At 45.1% G+C, this 18,535-nt stretch carries 14 protein-coding genes and 2 pseudogenes; 7 read left to right on the forward strand and 9 right to left on the reverse strand.

The genetic code is table 11. The annotated features are described in order from the left end of the window. Positions 1 to 461 precede the first annotated feature (461 nt). The gene (locus JGF26_RS04785) at positions 462 to 896 is read left to right on the forward strand and encodes a hypothetical protein (protein WP_134707268.1); all 435 of its coding nucleotides are present in this window, start codon (positions 462 to 464) and stop codon (positions 894 to 896) included. Between the two features lie 226 nt (positions 897 to 1,122). Here the strand turns inward: JGF26_RS04785 and JGF26_RS04790 are convergent, their stop codons facing one another. Then, positions 1,123 to 4,185, reverse strand: coding sequence for an efflux RND transporter permease subunit (locus tag JGF26_RS04790; protein WP_134707267.1), 3,063 nt, complete (start codon positions 4,183 to 4,185; stop codon positions 1,123 to 1,125). Next, positions 4,182 to 5,210, reverse strand: coding sequence for an efflux RND transporter periplasmic adaptor subunit (locus tag JGF26_RS04795; protein WP_167587141.1), 1,029 nt, complete (start codon positions 5,208 to 5,210; stop codon positions 4,182 to 4,184). The genes JGF26_RS04790 and JGF26_RS04795 overlap by 4 nt, the downstream gene beginning before the upstream one ends. Before the next feature lie 304 nt (positions 5,211 to 5,514). Between JGF26_RS04795 and JGF26_RS04800 the strand changes: the two genes are divergently transcribed. Then, positions 5,515 to 6,933, forward strand: coding sequence for an efflux transporter outer membrane subunit (locus JGF26_RS04800; protein ID WP_134707265.1), 1,419 nt, complete (start codon positions 5,515 to 5,517; stop codon positions 6,931 to 6,933). A 28-nt stretch (positions 6,934 to 6,961) separates the two neighbouring features. Then, positions 6,962 to 7,852, forward strand: coding sequence for a Mig-14 family protein (locus tag JGF26_RS04805; RefSeq protein ID WP_134707264.1), 891 nt, complete (start codon positions 6,962 to 6,964; stop codon positions 7,850 to 7,852). 263 nt (positions 7,853 to 8,115) lie between these two features. On the opposite strand, the gene JGF26_RS04810 is transcribed toward JGF26_RS04805, so the two are convergent. Together JGF26_RS04810 and JGF26_RS04815 are read right to left on the reverse strand one after the other, a co-directional pair. After that, entirely contained in the window at positions 8,116 to 9,303 is a 1,188-nt protein-coding gene (locus JGF26_RS04810) for an ATP-binding protein (RefSeq protein WP_134707263.1), read from the reverse strand. After that, positions 9,300 to 9,986, reverse strand: a complete 687-nt coding sequence (locus JGF26_RS04815) for a response regulator (RefSeq protein WP_134707630.1) — start codon at positions 9,984 to 9,986, stop codon at positions 9,300 to 9,302. The genes JGF26_RS04810 and JGF26_RS04815 overlap by 4 nt, the downstream gene beginning before the upstream one ends. A gap of 103 nt (positions 9,987 to 10,089) precedes the next feature. Between JGF26_RS04815 and JGF26_RS04820 the strand changes: the two genes are divergently transcribed. From JGF26_RS04820 to JGF26_RS22320, 4 genes and pseudogenes are all read left to right on the forward strand, one after another. Then, positions 10,090 to 10,866 (forward strand): MipA/OmpV family protein, encoded by a 777-nt coding sequence (locus tag JGF26_RS04820; protein WP_134707262.1) that lies wholly within the window; start codon positions 10,090 to 10,092, stop codon positions 10,864 to 10,866. Between the two features lie 190 nt (positions 10,867 to 11,056). Then, entirely contained in the window at positions 11,057 to 11,959 is a 903-nt protein-coding gene (locus JGF26_RS04825) for an ATP-grasp fold amidoligase family protein (protein ID WP_167587139.1), read from the forward strand. 196 nt (positions 11,960 to 12,155) lie between these two features. Next, the gene (locus JGF26_RS04830; RefSeq protein ID WP_134707260.1) at positions 12,156 to 12,404 is read left to right on the forward strand and encodes a hypothetical protein; all 249 of its coding nucleotides are present in this window, start codon (positions 12,156 to 12,158) and stop codon (positions 12,402 to 12,404) included. 265 nt (positions 12,405 to 12,669) lie between these two features. Continuing rightward, positions 12,670 to 12,842 (forward strand): annotated as a pseudogene (locus tag JGF26_RS22320) (cytoplasmic protein); the annotation flags it as partial. A gap of 242 nt (positions 12,843 to 13,084) precedes the next feature. Here JGF26_RS22320 and JGF26_RS04840 read toward each other — a convergent pair. The 5 genes and pseudogenes from JGF26_RS04840 to JGF26_RS04865 all read right to left on the reverse strand — a co-directional run bounded on the left by JGF26_RS04840 (position 13,085) and on the right by JGF26_RS04865 (position 17,994). Continuing rightward, positions 13,085 to 13,471 carry a hypothetical protein gene (locus tag JGF26_RS04840; RefSeq protein WP_134707259.1) on the reverse strand — a complete coding sequence of 129 codons (387 nt, stop codon included), beginning with the start codon at positions 13,469 to 13,471 and terminating at the stop codon, positions 13,085 to 13,087. Between the two features lie 225 nt (positions 13,472 to 13,696). After that, positions 13,697 to 14,029, reverse strand: a complete 333-nt coding sequence (locus tag JGF26_RS04845) for a hypothetical protein (RefSeq protein ID WP_134707258.1) — start codon at positions 14,027 to 14,029, stop codon at positions 13,697 to 13,699. Beyond that, a pseudogene (locus JGF26_RS22325) lies at positions 14,022 to 15,732 on the reverse strand (RHS repeat-associated core domain-containing protein); the annotation flags it as partial. The pseudogene JGF26_RS22325 and the gene JGF26_RS04845, both read right to left, overlap by 8 nt. A 436-nt stretch (positions 15,733 to 16,168) precedes the next feature. Beyond that, the gene (locus JGF26_RS04860; RefSeq protein WP_134707257.1) at positions 16,169 to 16,789 is read right to left on the reverse strand and encodes a hypothetical protein; all 621 of its coding nucleotides are present in this window, start codon (positions 16,787 to 16,789) and stop codon (positions 16,169 to 16,171) included. Positions 16,790 to 17,097: 308 nt separating this feature from the next. Continuing rightward, the gene (locus tag JGF26_RS04865; protein ID WP_134707256.1) at positions 17,098 to 17,994 is read right to left on the reverse strand and encodes an HNH/endonuclease VII fold putative polymorphic toxin; all 897 of its coding nucleotides are present in this window, start codon (positions 17,992 to 17,994) and stop codon (positions 17,098 to 17,100) included. Positions 17,995 to 18,535: the final 541 nt, after the last annotated feature.

The raw sequence follows: 18,535 nt of genomic DNA on the forward strand, positions 1-18,535 counted from the left end.
TTAGCTGTTCTGGCTTATAAAGTTCTATCTACCGCACCTGTTTGAGGTCAAGTGTGACGTACTGCGTTTTTTGCAGGGTCAACAGGCCGAATCCCCTCTGCAAGAATCGTGCTATCTGCTGGCCGAAGCGATCACTAGTAGTGACGTGAAGCCATGGAAGAAGGATGGCATTCCTGATAAAACTCAGAGCTAGGCGGGTAGTGATATTTTAATTAAAAAAAATGTCTAAATTCTGGAAGCATCTTATGTTTGATGCCAACCAAAATAAGTACAACATTAAAAAACACAAAATAAAAAAATCAATTTTTTCTCGGTTAGCAGGTCATATAATGCTAATTGATTTTATGTTGATAAACTCTTGATTCGATCTTGATAAGGAAACTGCATCATTTGCGCCTGGATAGTGTGGAAACGACCTCTTTATAGATGTAGCGTTGTTTTTTAAAAAGGTATTTTAATTTGTGATGGTCATGATAGGTGCAAAAGTGAAATTTATCAATATTCCTATGGCGTTATTTATTTCTGTCTTCTTAATGTCATGCAGCAGCAAAGAGCCTAGAGTAATATCAAAGGTTAAATCCCTACAAATTCCTGTAGTTCAGAGGGAAAATAACTCCAGAGATAACAATCAGATGTTATTGAATTATTTCCACTCTAAAAACATGTCTTATATTAATAACCTGACCACCCTTTTAAAAAGCAGCTACGTTAATGACAGTAACTCAAAAGACATTTTTGATGAGCATAGCCAGGTCCATCAGGCATATGTAGCGCTGACAAATCTTGAGCAGGCAGGAATGGTTAATGAGACATATTATAATGATAAAAACATTCAAGGCATTACGGCATTGAATGGGGTTCTAAGTCAGATAGAAAAAGAAATAAATTCACAATAAAATTAATTTGTTATAATTACGTAAGTTATATCTAACAGCCTAGCACTACCAGTTAAGCTGGCATCATTCAAAGTTTGGTGATAGTGCTATGACTTAAAAATCAGACGTTACCCTCCTTTAAACGACAACCTCTCACCCTGAAATGCATCGCTCGTAATCTTTTCGTCATCTTGATTTGGCTCCGGACGGCCTCGAGGCCATGGCACGTTCCGGAGCCAGAGTTGTCTTACTGTCCTTCCTGTTGTCCTCTGCGCTCATGTTCAAGCAGGTAACTCAGCAATGCAGGAAGCAGAGTAAGTGTGAAGAACGTTGCAGCAACCAGTCCGCCGATGATGGCGAACGCCATGGGCCCCCAGAAAACCTGTCTCGCGATAGGGATCATGCCAAAAATTGCCGCGCAGGCTGTAAGCATAATCGGCCTTGCCCGATGCAGGGCGGCATTACGAATGGAATCGGTATTGCTAAGTCCTGCCTTAAGATTTTCATCTACTTCTGCAATCAGGATAATGGCATTACGGATGATCATGCCGCTCAGCGCAATGACACCCAGTAAAGCCACAAATCCTAATGGCGTTCCTGTTGGCAAAAGAGCACCTACGACACCGATAAAACCGAACGGAGCCATGAGTGTGGCGAGAACGACGCGTGAGTAACTCTGCAGCTGTACCATCATCACACCAAGCATAATAATTACAGTGACAGGCAGAACCGACATCAGTGAATCATTCCCTTTGTCTGACTCTTCAGACGCACCGCTGACTGCAACGGTATAACCGACAGGAAGTTTTTGTCTGAATTGCTCTATGGCAGGTGCCAGGTCGCTGACCACACTATCGACATTCTGCCCGCTATTCACATCCCCCTGCACGGTAACAGAAGTTTCGCGATCACGTCGTTGGATCATGGGATTTTTAAGATACCAGCTGAAAGAGGCTACCTGCGAAAGCGGTATCTTCGCCCCGTCTGGGGTTGTAATCAGAGTCCCTTCCAGGCCGGATAAATTCTTACGATCCACCTCACTTCCCTGTAGCACAACATCCGTACGGTGATTCTGTTCTCGCAGTTCGGTCACCGGTAATCCGCTATAAAACATATTCAGAACATTAGATATTTGCTCTGTCGTCAGGCCGGCCATACTTGCAGAAGCCTGATTGACATTCACTGCAACCGAACGCTGGGGATCTCCCGCAGTCAGATTCAGCCCGGTTACACGCGGATCCTTGGCCATCATTGCTGATAGCTGGCGTGCATAAAGACGAGTCTGGTTGAAGTCAGGGCCGCTGACCCTGTACTTCAACGGCCATCCTACCGGCGGCCCCAGTTCCAGAGGCGAGATGCGCGTCACTATATCGCTGAACCTGTCACGCAGGATCGCCGATAATTTTGTCTGCAGGGCGTTACGGGATTCCAGGTCTTTTGCCACGACAACTAACTGGGCAATATTCTCGGCATCTGACATAAGATCCATAGGAAGATAAAAACGGACAGCTCCAGTACCTATATAGCTGGAATATTGTTTCACGCCTTCTTCTTTGTTGAGGATTTCTTCAAGACGATGAGTTTCCCTTTCCGTTAGCTGCTGTGTGCTGTTCTCGGGTAATGTCAGACTAATCAGAAGTTCCGGACGGTCAGATACCGGGAAGAATTCGCTTTTCAGCCATTGGCTACTCCAGACAGATAATCCCAGTAATGCAATTGACGAGAGTGTGACGGCCATCCGGTGTTTAAGAGTGAGTTCGATGAGGGACTCGTAGGCGCGTGATAAACGTCCCTTACTTTCATCATGAGGGCGAATCTTTGCACCGGAAAGAAGCCAGACACCACTCAGCGGTGAGAAAAGGACTGCCACAACCCATGAGCTGATCAGCGAGATAAAGATCACCGCGAACAGGGAGTAGCAGTATTCTCCTGCCATCGACTTTGCGAACCCTACCGGGATAAAACCGGCAATCATCACCAGTGTTCCGGTAAGCATTGGAAATGCCGTTTTGACGAAGGCACTTGATGCTGCCTTCCGCAGAGGCTCCCCTTTCTCAAGATGGGATATCATGGACTCTATCGTGATCATGGCATCATCTACCAGTAATCCTAGCGCGATGATCAAAGCTCCCAGAGATATACGCTGCAGACCTATTCCGGCCAGATCCATGCCTGTAAATGTAAGTGCCAGCACAATTGGAATTGCAACAGCAACGACCAGCCCTGCGCGCAAACCAAGTGATACAAAGGAAACAGCCAGAACGATGACAATCGCTTCCATAAGTACATGAAGAAAGCCATCAACGGCCTCATCCACAATGGCAGGTTGGTTTGCAATCTTTGTTATGCTTATGCCGTGGGGAAGAGCGGATTTGATTTTTTCCAGTTGCAGGTCGAGATCGTGACCGAACTGCAGCATATTCCCGCCCGGTAGCATAGCGACGGCAATTCCCATCGCGGGCTGTCCATTCACATGGAACAATGGAGAAGGTGTTCCATCCCGCGTTCTCTCTATGCTGACAATATCGGTCAGGGCAACCGTGCGACCGCCTGCAGTCAGACGGATATGCTTCAGGGCTTCCTCGGTCATTTGAGCCCCGGTAACATCAACACTTACACGATCGTTCTTTGTCCGTAACGTACCTGACGGGGTTACGGCATTGTTATGTCTGATCGCAGCAATGATGTCATCAGGTGAAATGCCCATTGATGCTATCTGGCGCGCTGAGAAACTCAGCACGATCTGTTCCGTCTGAATGCCTACCTGTATTGTTTTTCCAATATCTTTAACGGTCCGGAGCTGACGCTGGATGTTATCGACCATCTCCCGCGTTTCGGTGAGAGTGAAACCGTCAGCTGTGATCCCAAAAATCGTGCCGTAAGTAGCATCGTATTCATCATTAACAACAGGAGGGGTGACCTGCTCAGGAAGCAGCGCAGTTATGTCCTGCATTTTCTTCCTCAACTGCTGCCAGACAGGTTTAACTTGCTCAGGCGGCGTATCATCCCGGAGATTTAGCGTCACTTCGGTTGAACCATTTCTGGTTTGGCTTTCTACGCTGTCAAACCACGGCAATTCCTGCACGGATTTCTCAATAGGATCAGTCACCAGACTGACCATCTCTTCCGGTGTTGCTCCGGGCCATTGTGCGCTGATGACGGCGGTCTTAATAGTGAACGCGGGATCTTCATCGCGTGATAACGAGGTGAAAGAGAGATAGCCACCGACCATAATGATAAGCAGCAGGAAGCTGACTAGCTGTTGGTGTGCGATTGCCCATGAAGAGAGATTAAATTTACCGGTATTCATTTCGTCTCTCCGGATACAAACGCCACTTTTTCACCATTTTCCAGCGTATTGGTACCCGCAGACACTACGCGTTCTCCCTGCGTCAGCCCACTGGACACCCATGCTTTATCTGAGGTATAGCGTTCGATCACAACTGACCGTAATTCAAGATTACTGGTTCCTGGTTTAACAACAAAAACGGCAGGATGGTTGCCTGAACGAGTGAGGGATGACGCCGGTACCGGGAAATATAACTGGTCTGAGGTCTTCAGCCCGACAGTTACAGCCCGACCGAATACATTTTTAGCGTCTGTGGTTTCCAGGGTCGCCCGCACCAGGCTGGTACGTGTGATGTCATCCAGTGTGGGGGAGATATAGCGCACATGTGCTTTAACGTCCCCCTGGTCTGTATTAACCAACACAGTATCGCCAGTATGCAGACGTGAACTTGTTTGAACGGGAACGCTAAACTGAACCTCCGCAGTATCAGAGGCAATTTTAATGACGTCCTGGCCTGCCGTGACATTTTGTCCTACAGAGGGTGTATACAGGGTGATCACACCATTAAAAGGAGACGTCAGAGAACTGAAACCAGATTCATTTAGTGCACCAGATTTTTGTGCCTGAGCCCGGACTCTTCGGGCTGTCAGCGTTGCCATGGTTGCCCTGGCATCCTCGAGCTGCGCGCGCGACGCAGTGCCAATGGTATAGAGTTTTTGTATCCTCTCCAGCTCCAGTCTGCCTTTATGCTCAGCCGCCAGCGCTTCCTGATACTCCGCAAGTGTAGCCGCCATATCCTCTTTACTTTGCGAACCGGAAAGTGTGGCAACAACCTGTCCCATTTTTACTCTGCTACCCACATCAACGGGGCGGGTGGCGAGCCTGCCATCCAGACGGAACTGCAAACTCACTTCAGCCGCAGGTTCAATAATACCTGTCCATGAAGAGGCTGGCAGAGGTTGTTGCGATGCCACCCAGGTGCGGACCTGACGTGGTTGAGACGTTTCATGCACGGCTTCATCGCATCCGGCGAGGGTCATTGCCATGCAAACTAACAATACTGCCGGTGATCGACTTAAAAACGGGTGAAGACGTTTTGAGGAGTGTTTTGGGTATGCCATTACGCGGGATCTCAGTAAATTTAATATCCGCATCTAACCGCATAAAGAACAAGGAACATTTCAGGGATTATCAAGAAATGGTCAATCCTCGCTCATTTCCCGAAAAAACAGGGGTGTATTGCATCCCCCTTGTATTGCCCTTGATTGTTCATTGACAGAGTTCGGGATAATTATCCTGGCGGGCACACCTGGAGGTCTGCAGAAAACTTAACAGGCAACAGGAGTAAAAATGGTGTTTCCGGTATCAATCAAACTTCGTGTGTCAGCCATTACGGTGATGACCTCTTTACTACTTTCAGGCTGCACAATGGCACCGGCATATCAGAGACCGGAAGCCCCCGTGCCATTAGCCTGGTCACATAAAGACACTTCTGTTGAAGGTATGCATACAACGGCAGCAAACGGGCCTTTTTTCAAAGACAGTAAGCTGCAGCAACTGATAAAACTGACCATCGACAATAATAAGGACCTCGAACTTTCTGCACTGAACCTGAAAAAATCAGGTGTGCAGTACGGGGTAGAAAGACTATCCTGGTTGCCAGCAGTTAGCCTGACCGCAGAAAAAACCGCAGCTCATGAGCCTGCAGGGATCTTTGATACTGTTGATACCGGTTCGGTAACGTATCATCAATACGACGTTAAACTGGTCTCAGCTTCCTGGGAAGTGGACTTCTGGGGGCGTTTGCGAAGCCTCAGGGAAGCATCCCTCAATGAATATCTTGCAGCGGGAGCCTCATCAAGAGCCCTTAAGATCAGCCTCATTGAGCAGGTGGTCAGTGCCTATCTGATCTATATCACCGACCAGGAAAACATCAGTATTGCCCGTCAGAAGCTGGACAATGTCCAGCAGCTCCGATACATGCAACAGCAAGCCTTTAATGCCGGAGACATGACTAAAAATGCGGTTATGGACGCTGATAGTGCGGTAAACGACGCACAGTCAGAACTGAACCAGACAGAGGCGCAGGCGCAACAGGATTTAAACTCGCTTCAGTTTCTTGTCGGCACCCAGCTACCTGACTCTCTGCTGAATGTGTCACCTGAGCATGATTGGGCTTTTCCGTTAATTAAAGCAGGAACGCCATCAGAGGTTCTGCTCAAACGTCCCGATATTATTGCCGCTGAGTACCAGCTGAAAGCTGCCAATGCCAGTATAGGCGCGGCAAGAGCGGCATTTTTCCCGTCGATCTCTATCACCGCTGAAGGCGGATCATCCACGGCTGATATGGGTAAATTACTTGCGGGTGGCACTGCTAACTGGAGCTTTATTCCTACGCTCAATCTTCCCATTTTCGATGGGGGTAAGAACCAGGCCAACCTCAGTCTGGCCGAGCTGAATAAGAAAATTGAGATCGTCAATTATCAGAAAGCAATACAACAGGCGTTCAGGGATGCATCTGATGCTCTTGCAGGACAGGCATCCCTGAAAAAGCAAACCATCCAGACATCCGGTATCTTTGATACTGTCAAAGAACAATACCGAATGGCTGAAGCAACGCGGAACGCTGGTCAGATAAGCAACGCAACTCTACTGGAAAAAAACAATGAGCTGCTTGCTGTTCGTAAGCAAAATGCTAATGCTCGTCTCAAATACCTTATTCAGGGGGTGAAAGTATTTACCATCCTGGGTGGGGATGATTCGATTTAATAATTAATATTTATATCAGGTTATTACCATGAGTCTGAAACATTCAATATCAGGATGGAAGCCCTGTAGTTATGACGTTTATGCTGAAACATACCAGAGATTTGGTGGCAGCGTTAATATGCATCCTGATATTGTTGAGTTCTTTATGAGGAAAGGTCAGCGAGGATTTTCATTCTGGAAATATTATAAAAATGGTGATGTTGTCGCTGCCTATTTCATTGTTGATAATAATGAAGTGGGCTTGAATGTATGGCGGGAGTATCCAGTATCCTTCGATGAAGTCATGCTACCGGTATCGGCAGATCAAAAAATATGGCTCCCTGATAAAACAAACCGTTTGTCATCACGCCACCGTGATAACATCCTGAATTCTGCATTTTTCTACAGAACGAAGCGCAGTATATGCCGGGTTAAAACTTCTTTTTCAGGTAAAACCATCAAGAAGCGAAACGGAGAATTAAGGAAGTTCATAGGCATGGGGGGAAAATGTTACCGCCTGTCAGATATGTCACCCAAAGAGATAGCCAGTCTATATGTCCGTCTGTTCAAGTTGCGGTTTGCTGATTCTGTCCGCTGCTATGAGGAAGAAAAGATTGAAGAGCTGCTATCCGCCGTGCCGCACCTGATTTTCGGTAACGTGTTGTTTTATGCTGATACGCCTTGCGCTATTGATCTGGTACTCAGTGCGAACAGTGACAACATGGTGTATTTTGACGTGCCAAATGGTGGTGTTGACCCTAAATATTCAGCATTCAGCCCGGGCAGTATGCTGATGTGGGCCAATATTTCAGATGCGCGTAACTTATGCACTACGCAGGATAAAGAAATGGTATTTTCAATAGGGCTTTATGAGAAAGACTGGGAATATAAATTAAGGTGGGCCGACACAGCGAAAACAGGAAAAGTTATCTGCTTTTAAATGTTAATAACTCCTCTACCGGTTTACTTTCTTTTGACTCGGTTAGAATTTGCCTCCCATAAAGCAATAATAACTAACTGAATAAAAAAGCCAAAAATCGCGCCTGCTATTATGCAGGCGTTTATCTCATTAATTTTATGAAAAGCAGAACTGACGCATTCAAGAAAAGCCCACATGGTAAACTCCCGTTTACCATGTATTTAATCAGTGGATTATCAAGATTCTGTTGGCCTGGCGTAAAGGGATCATCAACGGTCAAAAATTTAAGACTTCCTCAACGATACCCTGAAAGCAAGTCCACCTTTTTTATTTTTCTCTACCTCCAACTGCCCTCCATGCGCTTCACATATCGCCCGGGCAATAGAAAGCCCCAGGCCAGAGCCCCCGGAATGCCTGGATCGTGAAACCTCTTCGCGAACAAATGGGGTGAAAATATCTTCAAGCAGCTCATCCGGAACGGCAGGACCTTTGTCCCTGAAAATAACCGAAACGGTATCTGGAGTGGCGTCGTAACTGATATCAAGCACGCCACCATCAGCTGCATAGCGTAATGCATTATCCATCAGTATCAGGAAAACCTGTCCTAAACGATAGGGGTCTGCTACTCCGCTCAGCATCATATTCTGGTTGTGTCTGATGGATACGCCCGCTTTCTCTGCAGAAGGTGTAATCCATGCAATTTTTTCCCTGACAATCTCATTAAGACCGGCGGGTATCATGCTCAGATTTAACTGGCCGGCATCAGCAAGCTTCAGCAAATGCAGATCTTCAACCAGCCGATTCAGTTCGTTAAGTTGCTGCATGACCATTTTCAGCTGGGTTTCGCTGGGCTCAAATACACCATCAATCATGCCCTGGAGTCTTCCTGTGGCTGCGGTCAACGGAGAACGAAGTTCATGGGCCATGGCAACATGTGATTTTTTTAGATCCTTTTCATAACGCTCAAGCTGCATCGACATCCCATTAAAATTTTCGCTGAGACTACGTAATTCCAGAGGAAGATTATCCGGGATTTTTACTTTTGCGCCGAAGCTACCCTGAGCAACAGATTTAGCTGCATTAGCAAGGGCACTTATCTGCTTTGACAGAGGGCGTGCTGTTCTCAGCGTCAGTGTGAAAATGATGGGCATTACGATAAGGACGAGTACAGCCAGAATTAGCCAGTCAGTGATCCCTAATTCTGGCTTCCAGTAGTCCACGCCATACCATTGATCAATAATCGCGTGATAGCGGTTAATATTTAGCCAAGGGTTTTTAATTAACTCAGCGAGCTCGGCCCTGACCTCAACAGGCATTCTGTACTCGTGCCACTTGTTATCAATGTAAAAGCGCAGCCACATGCAGAAAGAAATCAGGATTATGCTGCCTACTGCCAGCGAAATAACCTTACGGCATATCCAGTTCCACAGAGAGCTGTTTTCACTTTTCTGAATACGCAATTTTCTGTTCATGAGTTAGCAAACCTGTAACCAATGCCCCTGACATTAATCAGAAGATCAGGTTGACCCGCAGCTTCGAGCTTTTTACGCAAATTATAAATATGCGTATCAACCACCCTCTCAAGGGCATCGCTTTCCGGGAGGCAGGCCTCCAGTAATGCCTGGCGCGTGAAGGCCTTAGATGGCGACTTCAGGAACGTCATCAGAAGTGCCAGTTCTGTTGGGGTCAACTCAAGCGGCTGCGGGGTGCCGCCTTCTTTTTCCACGACAACTATCATGGAGTCCATATCAGCTTTTATATTTCTGAACTGGAGGATATCTCCGCTACGTTGCCCGGCATAACGACGCAGGACAGCATGAACGCGTGCGACGACTTCTCCGGGATTATAAGGTTTAACCACATAGTCATCGGCGCCGTAACGAAGCGCACTGATTTTATCCGCCCCGTCGCTGATGGCGGTGATCATGATTACCGGGATATCGCTGCGGCGTCGTACTGCAAGCAGGACATCAGTACCACTTATAGATGGCAGCATAACATCAAGGAGAATGATATCGGGCTTCCAGCTGAAGACCAGATCCATACCACGTTGCCCGTCACTGGCAATCGAGGTATGGAACTGATCCCTTTTAAGATATGCCTCAAGTACATTCGCAGCATCCAGATCGTCTTCAATGATTAAGACACGTTTCACATAAGCACCTTGATTAAACCTTGATAAACCCTTGCAGAGTTCTTGATTATTTGTCGGCATACTTCCGCACCTGTTAAGAAGCATAATTCATTCCGGGAGTTTTATGAAGGAATTAAATACGATCCTGTCGGCAATATTTTTACTGCCGTTTGCAACCTACGCCTCGTCTGATGTACATAAATCTGAGGTAACCGTTGGTATAGGAGCTCAATATGCTCCTCAATATATGGGGTCCGATAAATATGACTCAACAGTCGCGCCTTATTTTGAATGGACTGACGGAACCTGGTTTTTGAATTCAGAAAAAGGGGCGGGACTTACATATTCCTTTGATAATGGTATTTACCTGGGACAGGCTCTGGGATATACATGGGGTCGGACTGATGATGACGGTTCCTGGCTACAGGATGGTTCCAGACATCTCAAAGGAATGGGTAAAATAAAAACAGCGCTGAACTCGACGACAACGCTGGGTTGGTGGATGGCTCCGTGGATTGGATTTGAGGGTAATATTATTGCCCCCCTGACTGAAAGCCAGGGGGTTCTGTATAACATCGGTCTCAATGTTGTTTTGTTTAATAATGACAGCGACACACTTACCGTCAGTACCATTCGTAATTATGGCGATGCACGGTACAATAATACCTGGTTTGGTGTGAACGAAAAGCAAAGCGCAAATTCAGGATTTAAACAGTTTAATTCCGATTCGGGGTTAACCAGTGTCGATTACGGTATCAACTGGCAACACACATTTGATGATAACTGGTCTGGCTATGCAGACCTGCGCTATACAACACTGGCAAACCGCGTAAGTCATAGTCCCATTGTTGAAAAAGATGACTACCTGGCTTTCACTATTGGTGCGTTCTATACATTCTGATCGTCAAAGCAGAAAGCCAAAAAAAACCTGCCATTTAATGGTGGGTTTTTTATTTGTACTTTACTATGAGTCATGCCACATAAAATGAAGGCGTTGTAAAATAACATACCGACATAACCTTCATATAAACTTGATTGTTCATTGATACTGAACCTGTATGCTCACTGCTTTAACACAATAGGGCATGATAATGTTAAAGCAAAGATATAAGTTAATTGAGTATAAGCTCAGAGCATTGCGGACCTTTTTTGTATCCGATGAAAAATATCGGAGGATGAAATTCAGGAAGATATTCAATCAGGACCTGGATTTATCACAACCATTAACTCTGAACGAGAAAATAAACTATCGCATGGTTTTCAATCGCGATTTTTTCTTGACCATTATTGCTGATAAAATCGCTGTTCGGGACTATGTGGAAATGATGGTTGGTGATAAGCATCTGGTTCCATTGCTTGCCGTTTTTGATAAAATAAGACCGCACGACTTTGAAGGCCTTCCGGATTCTTTTGTCATCAAATGTAACCATGACAGCGGAAGTTCTATCATCTGTCATGATAAGAGACAACTTAACAAAAAGAGAGTGGTTGATCATTTCAATCGACGGTTACGTATGAATCCTTATTATACTAATCGGGAGTGGCAATATAAAAACATAAAACCTAAGATATTAGTTGAGCGAAAGCTTAATGTTTTTGATGGAAAAATCCAGGATGTCACACCCGAAATGTTCCGGGTACATTGTTTTCACAAAAAACCCATGTATATCGAAGCAGATTTTACCTGCGTAAACGGCAAAGAATATGTCAATGTTTATGACCCAAATTGGGTGCTACAGCCGTTTACGCTTGGATATGGTAACACCCCTTACAACATTGGTCGTCCCGGATCGTTAGACGAGATTCTTGATGTTGCAGCGAAACTAGCCACTGACCTTGATTACTGCAGGGTCGATCTTATGGTTGAGAACGAAAGGGTCTACTTCAGTGAAATCACGCTGACTCCTGAAAGTGGTCAACTGAAGTTCAGTCCTGCAGAATGGGACTTACGACTTGGTTGCTTATGGGATATGCCTGTGATGAGGGTCGATTAGCTTCCGGGAATAATATTCTGTCACGGAACGAATGGCGACGTGGCATGGAGGGTCTGCCTTGAGCGAACTGCAGACGTTACATTCATGATGGCTAAGTAGCCCCACCACATGAGGCTGTGATAAATTAACCACCAAATTTTTGCTACAAGACCTTTTTTCCTTAGTTGCCATAATTTAACTTCATGTAGGAATTCAAATGAATAGTAAAAATGTTGAACTGAATGCTGCCAAAGAAAGACTGGCTAAACTGATTGATGATTTGCACGTGTTAGAGCGTGAATACGACAAAGCGATTGAACATGCTTCAAGCTATCATGGATATGATGAGAGAATAGAAAATGCCAGAGACGAAAAGGCTAGAGGTGTGTACGAGAGTATGAACGAGGTTAAAAATCAGATAACGAATCAAACTAAATTGATTGAAGCGCTAGTAACTGCCTACTGAGCAACTATTATTCTTGCCTTATACAGCTGGCCTACCGCCAGTTACCCATCCCTTAGGTTCATTTATCATAATAGCCTTCAACGACAACGTCCGCTCTTGGCACAAAGCGGACATTTCTTTCACAGTCACCTCATAAAGTGTTCGCAAACATTAAATGAGCGCCTTCATCACGAGCATATGAACACTGCACTCCATCAATGTTTCTACATTATCAACCCACCAACCATCACCTATAATGTTTCCTGTCTGAAAACAAGGGGCAAGGATGCACGTAGTCTCGAGAGCGCCTTTCGACACAGCCACCAGACAATTTCCTAATCAAGCACCCGCTCTGGACGATCTTTACCGGGTACTAAAAAAGGAACATTATCCATCACCAGACGACATGCGAAAGCGCTTTCCCAGCCTGGATCGGATGAAATCCGGGAAAAATGGTGGTCATTGATTTACCGCTGGCATCGATTAAATGCATATCCTGAGCGAGAAGATCATCAAGATAAAAAGGTTGTTAGAACCAGTAAATGTCCCCACTGCTCTAGTCACGAAGATGTTACCTCGTGTCAGGGAGATCCAGGTTTCATTCGGTTGTAAATATAAGTACAGCAGAGCCCGGCATCCTGCAGCAGGCGGTAGTCCTGCCACAGGAATGGGTCTACCCGATCGGATAGACATAATTAATTTTATAAAAATGCTGTTTCGCCACTACCAATTTTCTTCACTTCAAGCCCTTTAAATTTGATGCCAATCCCATGTTCCTGATCCAAATCGGTCGAGAACATGAACCCAAATTCATTGTCCTCATCTGGGGAAAGGTAAACTTTCAGCAAAATCAAGTCTTTTGCATCCGCAGCATATATACGCTTGCTATATACCTGGGTTTCAGTTGCGATTTTCTCGAAAAAATCTTTCTGTTTCTTAATAAGAAAATCGATGTCTTTTTTCATTTTTTCATCGACCGAATCAGATTCAAGGTTTATGCATTGGACGAGAGAAGGACCAAATACCGATAATACTAAATCGACTGAAACACCTTCATCATCTACATAAAAATCCAGTTCAAGTGACATTACCACCCCTATTTCATTTTGGATTAAATGAGTTGGCTGTTTTCTTAGTTTCAAGAGACTCCTACTTAACCCCGTGATATTTTTCGAATTGATTTATAGAACCTCAATGCGGGAAAGACATAACGAAGTGCAGTAACTTTTGACTCTAATGGAGCATTAACCATCAGAGAATAAAAAAAGAGTCGGTAAGGATTATTTCCCAACCGACCATTTACAATACAGAAGTTACTTTCTTGAGAACGGAAAAAGGCATTCCCTAAAAGAACTTTCCTTCACTTCACTTTGAAATTCTCGACCATTTTCAAGTTCTAATTTATCTAATTTAGCCAAAACAAACCTTTCGTTCTCAGCATGAGCTTTATCATAAAAATCAATAGATTGCTGCCCTAAATCATCAATCTCTATTAGTTTAGAAAAAATAGAGTTAATCAGAGGACTACCTGCGTACATTACAGATTCGGTTTCCTCACAAGAAAATTTTAAATACATTATCGCTTTTTTCAAGGCGACTACTTCACTTTGATTTAAAGTCAAATATTTTTCTTGGTTATCAGCCACACCTACCTCCTCTAGACTTTATTTGCTCCTGATTCATCTTCAGTCGTTGCTCATAAGGTAAATGGGATACAATATCATAAGGGTTTTTGCCAGCATGAAGTACCTCACCTAATTTTAACCGACCTGAATGAATGTATTCTAATTCGGAACTCTGGATAATGTTACCCATTTGGAAATTATCAGCTTTGAATATAATTGAATAGTCACCACGTCCTGTATGTAATGGATCGTTAATGAAAATATCTCTCATTGCATCCTGAGGTGACATTAAGATATCAGTAACATAAACCTTACCTTTTGAGTTAGGTTCAATAACTCCGGAATTCATGATGCGATCTAAGCCAGCCTTATCCGTATAATGGATAAATACATCTTCTCCGCTTAAACCCCACGGATCGATCCAAGATAACGGATTCGGCGCATACTGATAAAGGTTCCACCCACCATTCAACCCAATCGGATCCTGCACAATAAACCGCCCGACCTGCGGGTCGTAGTAGCGGAACAGGTTATAGTGCAGTCCCGTCTCACCGTCAGCGTACTGTCCGGCATAGCGAAGCGGCTGGTGAGCCATCGCCGTGCGATTCACAAGCCGTGAGAACCCTTCGCTCTGATGGCGTACCTCGCCAAAGCTGCCGTACTGGCCGCTCCAGCGCACCGTGCCATGCTCGTCGGTCACTTCCAGCGGCGCGCCGTTCAGGTCGGTGTTGAACCAGTAAATCTCACCGCTGCTCTGGTCACGAAGGTGATCCACCCGCGCCAGCGGGCTCCAGGCTTCATTCGGGTCGTAAATATAGGTGATGCACAGCCCGGCGTTCTGCTGCTCCTGCAGCAGACGGTAGCCCTGCCACAGGAAGCGGGTATCGGTGGTGCCGTGCGTCGTGGTGACGATTTTGCGCGTGCGGCGACCCAGCGCGTCATAGTGATAGCGCACCTCAAACCGCCCTTCCGGCCCGGTTCCCCGGGCGGACACCAGACGGTTCTCGGCGTCATAGACATAATGCTGTTCATACAGCCCGTTGCGGCGGCTGACCAGGTTGCCCCAGTGGTCGTATTTCATAAACAGCGCCTGCCAGTGCTGCAGGCGGTTATCCGTCACCGGTACCGCGTCGTCATTGGCAGCGAGGTTATCCGCGGCGTCATAGCTGAACTGCGCGCGGCTGTGCCCCTGGCGGGCCTCGTAGTGCTTCAGCAGACGCCCTTCGGCGTCGTAGCCGTAATCCACTTCACCGCGCAGCGTGTCGCTGACGCCGGAAAGCTCACCGCGCGCGGTACAGGCGTTCCAGTAGCGTCTGCTCCGGCAGGGTCACGTTCGTGCTCAGTTCGCTGCGCTGCAGGGTGCGTCTGCCGAGGCTGTCATACTGGCGGAGCTGCTCGCGCGCGCCCTGGGTGCGGCGAACCTCACGGTGCAGGCGGTCGCGGGTGAACTCGGTCACCAGTTGCTGCCCAAAGCGGATGGCGCTGACGTGGCCGGAGCCGTAGTGCAGCCAGGCCAGCTTTTGCTCGCCGGGCAGCGTCAGGCTGGTCAGATTGCTCAGGGCATCCCATTCGTAACCGACCGCGGCGTTAATGCCGGATTCGCTCAACACGCGTCCGGCGGTATCGTGGCGGTAAACGATCTCATCGCTTTCGATACCCAGGGCAACGCCCTCAGCTGTCGGCGTACGGCGGATGCGGGTGATTTGACCGCTCAGAGCGCGGAAGTAGCGGTTTATATAAGACAATCATGCTACCGCCACACCCTGATAAATTAAGCTATCTGCACGATACTTATGTTACTTTTTAAACAGCAGGTTAAATAGAAAAAACTTACTCAAAGTTTCCTGCTGTTTTATGGTCGACTTTTTCGGCATTTCCTATTCCAACCGTAAACCAAAATCTCTGCCGGACATACACGCAAACCCAACTTTCCCCCTCATGAGCAACTGACTCGCAGGAAGGGGGTTGAGACCAAGCACAGTGTCACCGTAAATATTTCGAACGGCTATATTTTTCTGATGGAGGACAGTATAGTTAAAGGGATTAAGGGTATGCCTGCTTAGCTGGTTTTGCCAAATTAGAATAAAGAAAACCGGAAAGATAAGAGTATCTTTCCGGTTTTCTTTATTAATCAGTTAGCTAACTTACAAAAAAACAACCTTACCATTCTTTCAGATTATCAACTGAGTCAACTTCTTGAAAACCAATTCCATTACTATTACTATTACTATTACTATTACTATATTCAATAGCCCTATCCCATACATTACAATCAAAAAGAATTACATCGCCCCCAGCGACAGGTGTAAAAAACCGGTAAAAAAGTAATTGATAGCATTTTTCTATTAAACAATTTATTACACTTACTTCAACGCCACCATAATCATCATATAGATTAAGTAGGTCAGGTTTCTCAGGAAAAACATCTTCAGGCAATCCTTTATTAGCTCTTAATTTATTTTTCAGAAGCATCCTGCGATAATCTGCTAGTTGCTTATGCACTTGTTCGTTATTGTTGCCATAAAAATAAACCCCATTTCTGCTTAGGGTTGAGCAAACATCAAGAGTTTTATCCTCTTGATTAAAACACATAAGATTATTAAATAAAAAGGACAATAGTCCTTCCGATTTTTCAGTTAAAAAACCATAAGGACCGTATCCATTACTATCTATATTGTATTGATAGCAAATACAATAAGCCTCCGATGGTAAATCAGTTTTGAAATGACCTGATTGAATAATCCATTCGGAAATAGAAAATTTAATTAATTTCTCAGGCATATTATTTACCATGTAAAAATCATCTCATTGCCTTTAGGGTCAATCACATGCACATGACCACTAGAATGATGCTCAGGAATACCAGTTTGACCAGCGTCCGGGTGGCCGTCGGGATGCTCAAACCAATGATTTTTCCCATTAGGATTACGCCTACCTAGTGATTGCACACCATTGGCTTTCATTCCTCCCCAATTTTCACCACGACTGGTTACATTTAAATCATCCAGACTAATATTTTCACCACCTCGCGAAATTCGAGGTACTTGCGCATGTTGCTGAGGGAGGATTTATTACCCTCCCATGCTTTATTACTTTGAAATTGTATAAGCTGTTATTGAAGAAACATCAATGAATTTTGCTTTTATTGAGAGAGAGAATGTATCATCCTGAGCTGAAACGATGATAAAACCATCTTCCTTAGATATGTTAATATCTACAGAAAAATTAGTCTTATTCCATCCAAATAAGCTAACTTCCGCTATATCAATAGCAGTCAATTGCAATTGCACAACATTACATTTCTGAACGATCCATTTTTTCGGTGGTTGCGAAGGATAATTTGTAATGTTGAACCTTAGTGTGATTTTTGGCCCATCCCTATGGAAAATCACATCGTGAAGTTCAACATTGCGTAATGAAGGCTCTTCATCGGTGAAGATAGAAGAAATGCTTCTTTTATCAATTAATAAATCAACCCATGAGTTCATTTTCCCTCCTTTAAATGGATAATGTTCTAGCGTTCCAGGTATAGTACCATTTCGGGTATCACTGATCGGTCGAACATTTAAATGTGGCCCTTGGTTGCCAGGTGTTCCTGGAGGTCCATAGATATGCCCTGGTGAATGGTCCTGAATTACAATGGATTCACCATCTGGACACGAGAAAGTATATTCTCGTGTCTTTAAAGGTAAATGTTCGTCTCCTAAAATAGATTTCCAGTTTCGATCTTTTAAAGGTGCTAGCTCAACTTTTGATGGTTGCTGACTCGTTGGTATTTCGGCATCTCTTTTCGCTGCCCCAATGGTTGTATTTCTCGACTTAAATTTTGAACTACAACTAGCAACACCCAGCGGATCAATCCACCCCAACGGATTGGGCGCATACTGATAAAGATCCCCTCCATCGTTCAGCCCAATCGAATCCAACACAATAAACCGACCGATCTGCGGGTCGTAGTTGCGGAAAAATTTTGAAACTAGAACCATTTTGTGATTCTGGCAAGGAAGGATTGACAGGCATCGCTTTCAGTTGCAAAAAAATCAACCTCTGTGCGTTTTCCATGTTCACTATAAAAAACACACCATAGCCCTCCATCGAGGATCAAACATAATGTCTCATCCTTAACACCATCAATAGAGTAGCTATTTCTGGGTATGTTTAATTTATTTAACTCACTTTGTAACTCTACTCTATCCACACGTTTTGCCTTCTGTTTGCTTAATTAATTTCAAATGTCCGGAATCAATATCACTCTGTACAGATTGTTGGAGCTTATATTGAGTACCCATACCCAGCTCCCCAAACCAAGGAGCGATTTTCTTTCCTGTACATTTGACGCAGACCTCACAAAACTATAAAGATATATTGTTTTCCATCAGTTCATGGAGGCAAAGCCCATATCAGTTCTGAAAAAAAATCAATAGCTAACGTTCAATATTAAAAAACCCGACATAAGCCGGGTTATAAATCTATAAAATACTTAACTAATAACTAAAATTCAATAGGCTAGACGGTTTCTGACTTTGA

The organism is Enterobacter sp. E1 (assembly GCF_016809815.1).
Lineage (GTDB): Bacteria > Pseudomonadota > Gammaproteobacteria > Enterobacterales > Enterobacteriaceae > Enterobacter > Enterobacter adelaidei.

Bases quoted from the DNA above. Each gene is read 5' to 3' on its own strand.
- JGF26_RS04810 (WP_134707263.1), bottom strand. From the start codon at position 9,303: ATGAACAGAAAATTGCGTATTCAGAAAAGTGAAAACAGCTCTCTGTGG.
- JGF26_RS04820 (WP_134707262.1), top strand. From the start codon at position 10,090: ATGAAGGAATTAAATACGATCCTGTCGGCAATATTTTTACTGCCGTTT.
- JGF26_RS04825 (WP_167587139.1), top strand. From the start codon at position 11,057: ATGTTAAAGCAAAGATATAAGTTAATTGAGTATAAGCTCAGAGCATTG.
- JGF26_RS04790 (WP_134707267.1), bottom strand. From the start codon at position 4,185: ATGAATACCGGTAAATTTAATCTCTCTTCATGGGCAATCGCACACCAA.
- JGF26_RS04840 (WP_134707259.1), bottom strand. From the start codon at position 13,471: ATGTCACTTGAACTGGATTTTTATGTAGATGATGAAGGTGTTTCAGTC.
- JGF26_RS04865 (WP_134707256.1), bottom strand. From the start codon at position 17,994: ATGGTTCTAGTTTCAAAATTTTTCCGCAACTACGACCCGCAGATCGGT.
- JGF26_RS04795 (WP_167587141.1), bottom strand. From the start codon at position 5,210: ATGGCAATGACCCTCGCCGGATGCGATGAAGCCGTGCATGAAACGTCT.
- JGF26_RS04800 (WP_134707265.1), top strand. From the start codon at position 5,515: ATGGTGTTTCCGGTATCAATCAAACTTCGTGTGTCAGCCATTACGGTG.
- JGF26_RS04805 (WP_134707264.1), top strand. From the start codon at position 6,962: ATGAGTCTGAAACATTCAATATCAGGATGGAAGCCCTGTAGTTATGAC.
- JGF26_RS04860 (WP_134707257.1), bottom strand. From the start codon at position 16,789: ATGCCTGAGAAATTAATTAAATTTTCTATTTCCGAATGGATTATTCAA.
- JGF26_RS04830 (WP_134707260.1), top strand. From the start codon at position 12,156: ATGAATAGTAAAAATGTTGAACTGAATGCTGCCAAAGAAAGACTGGCT.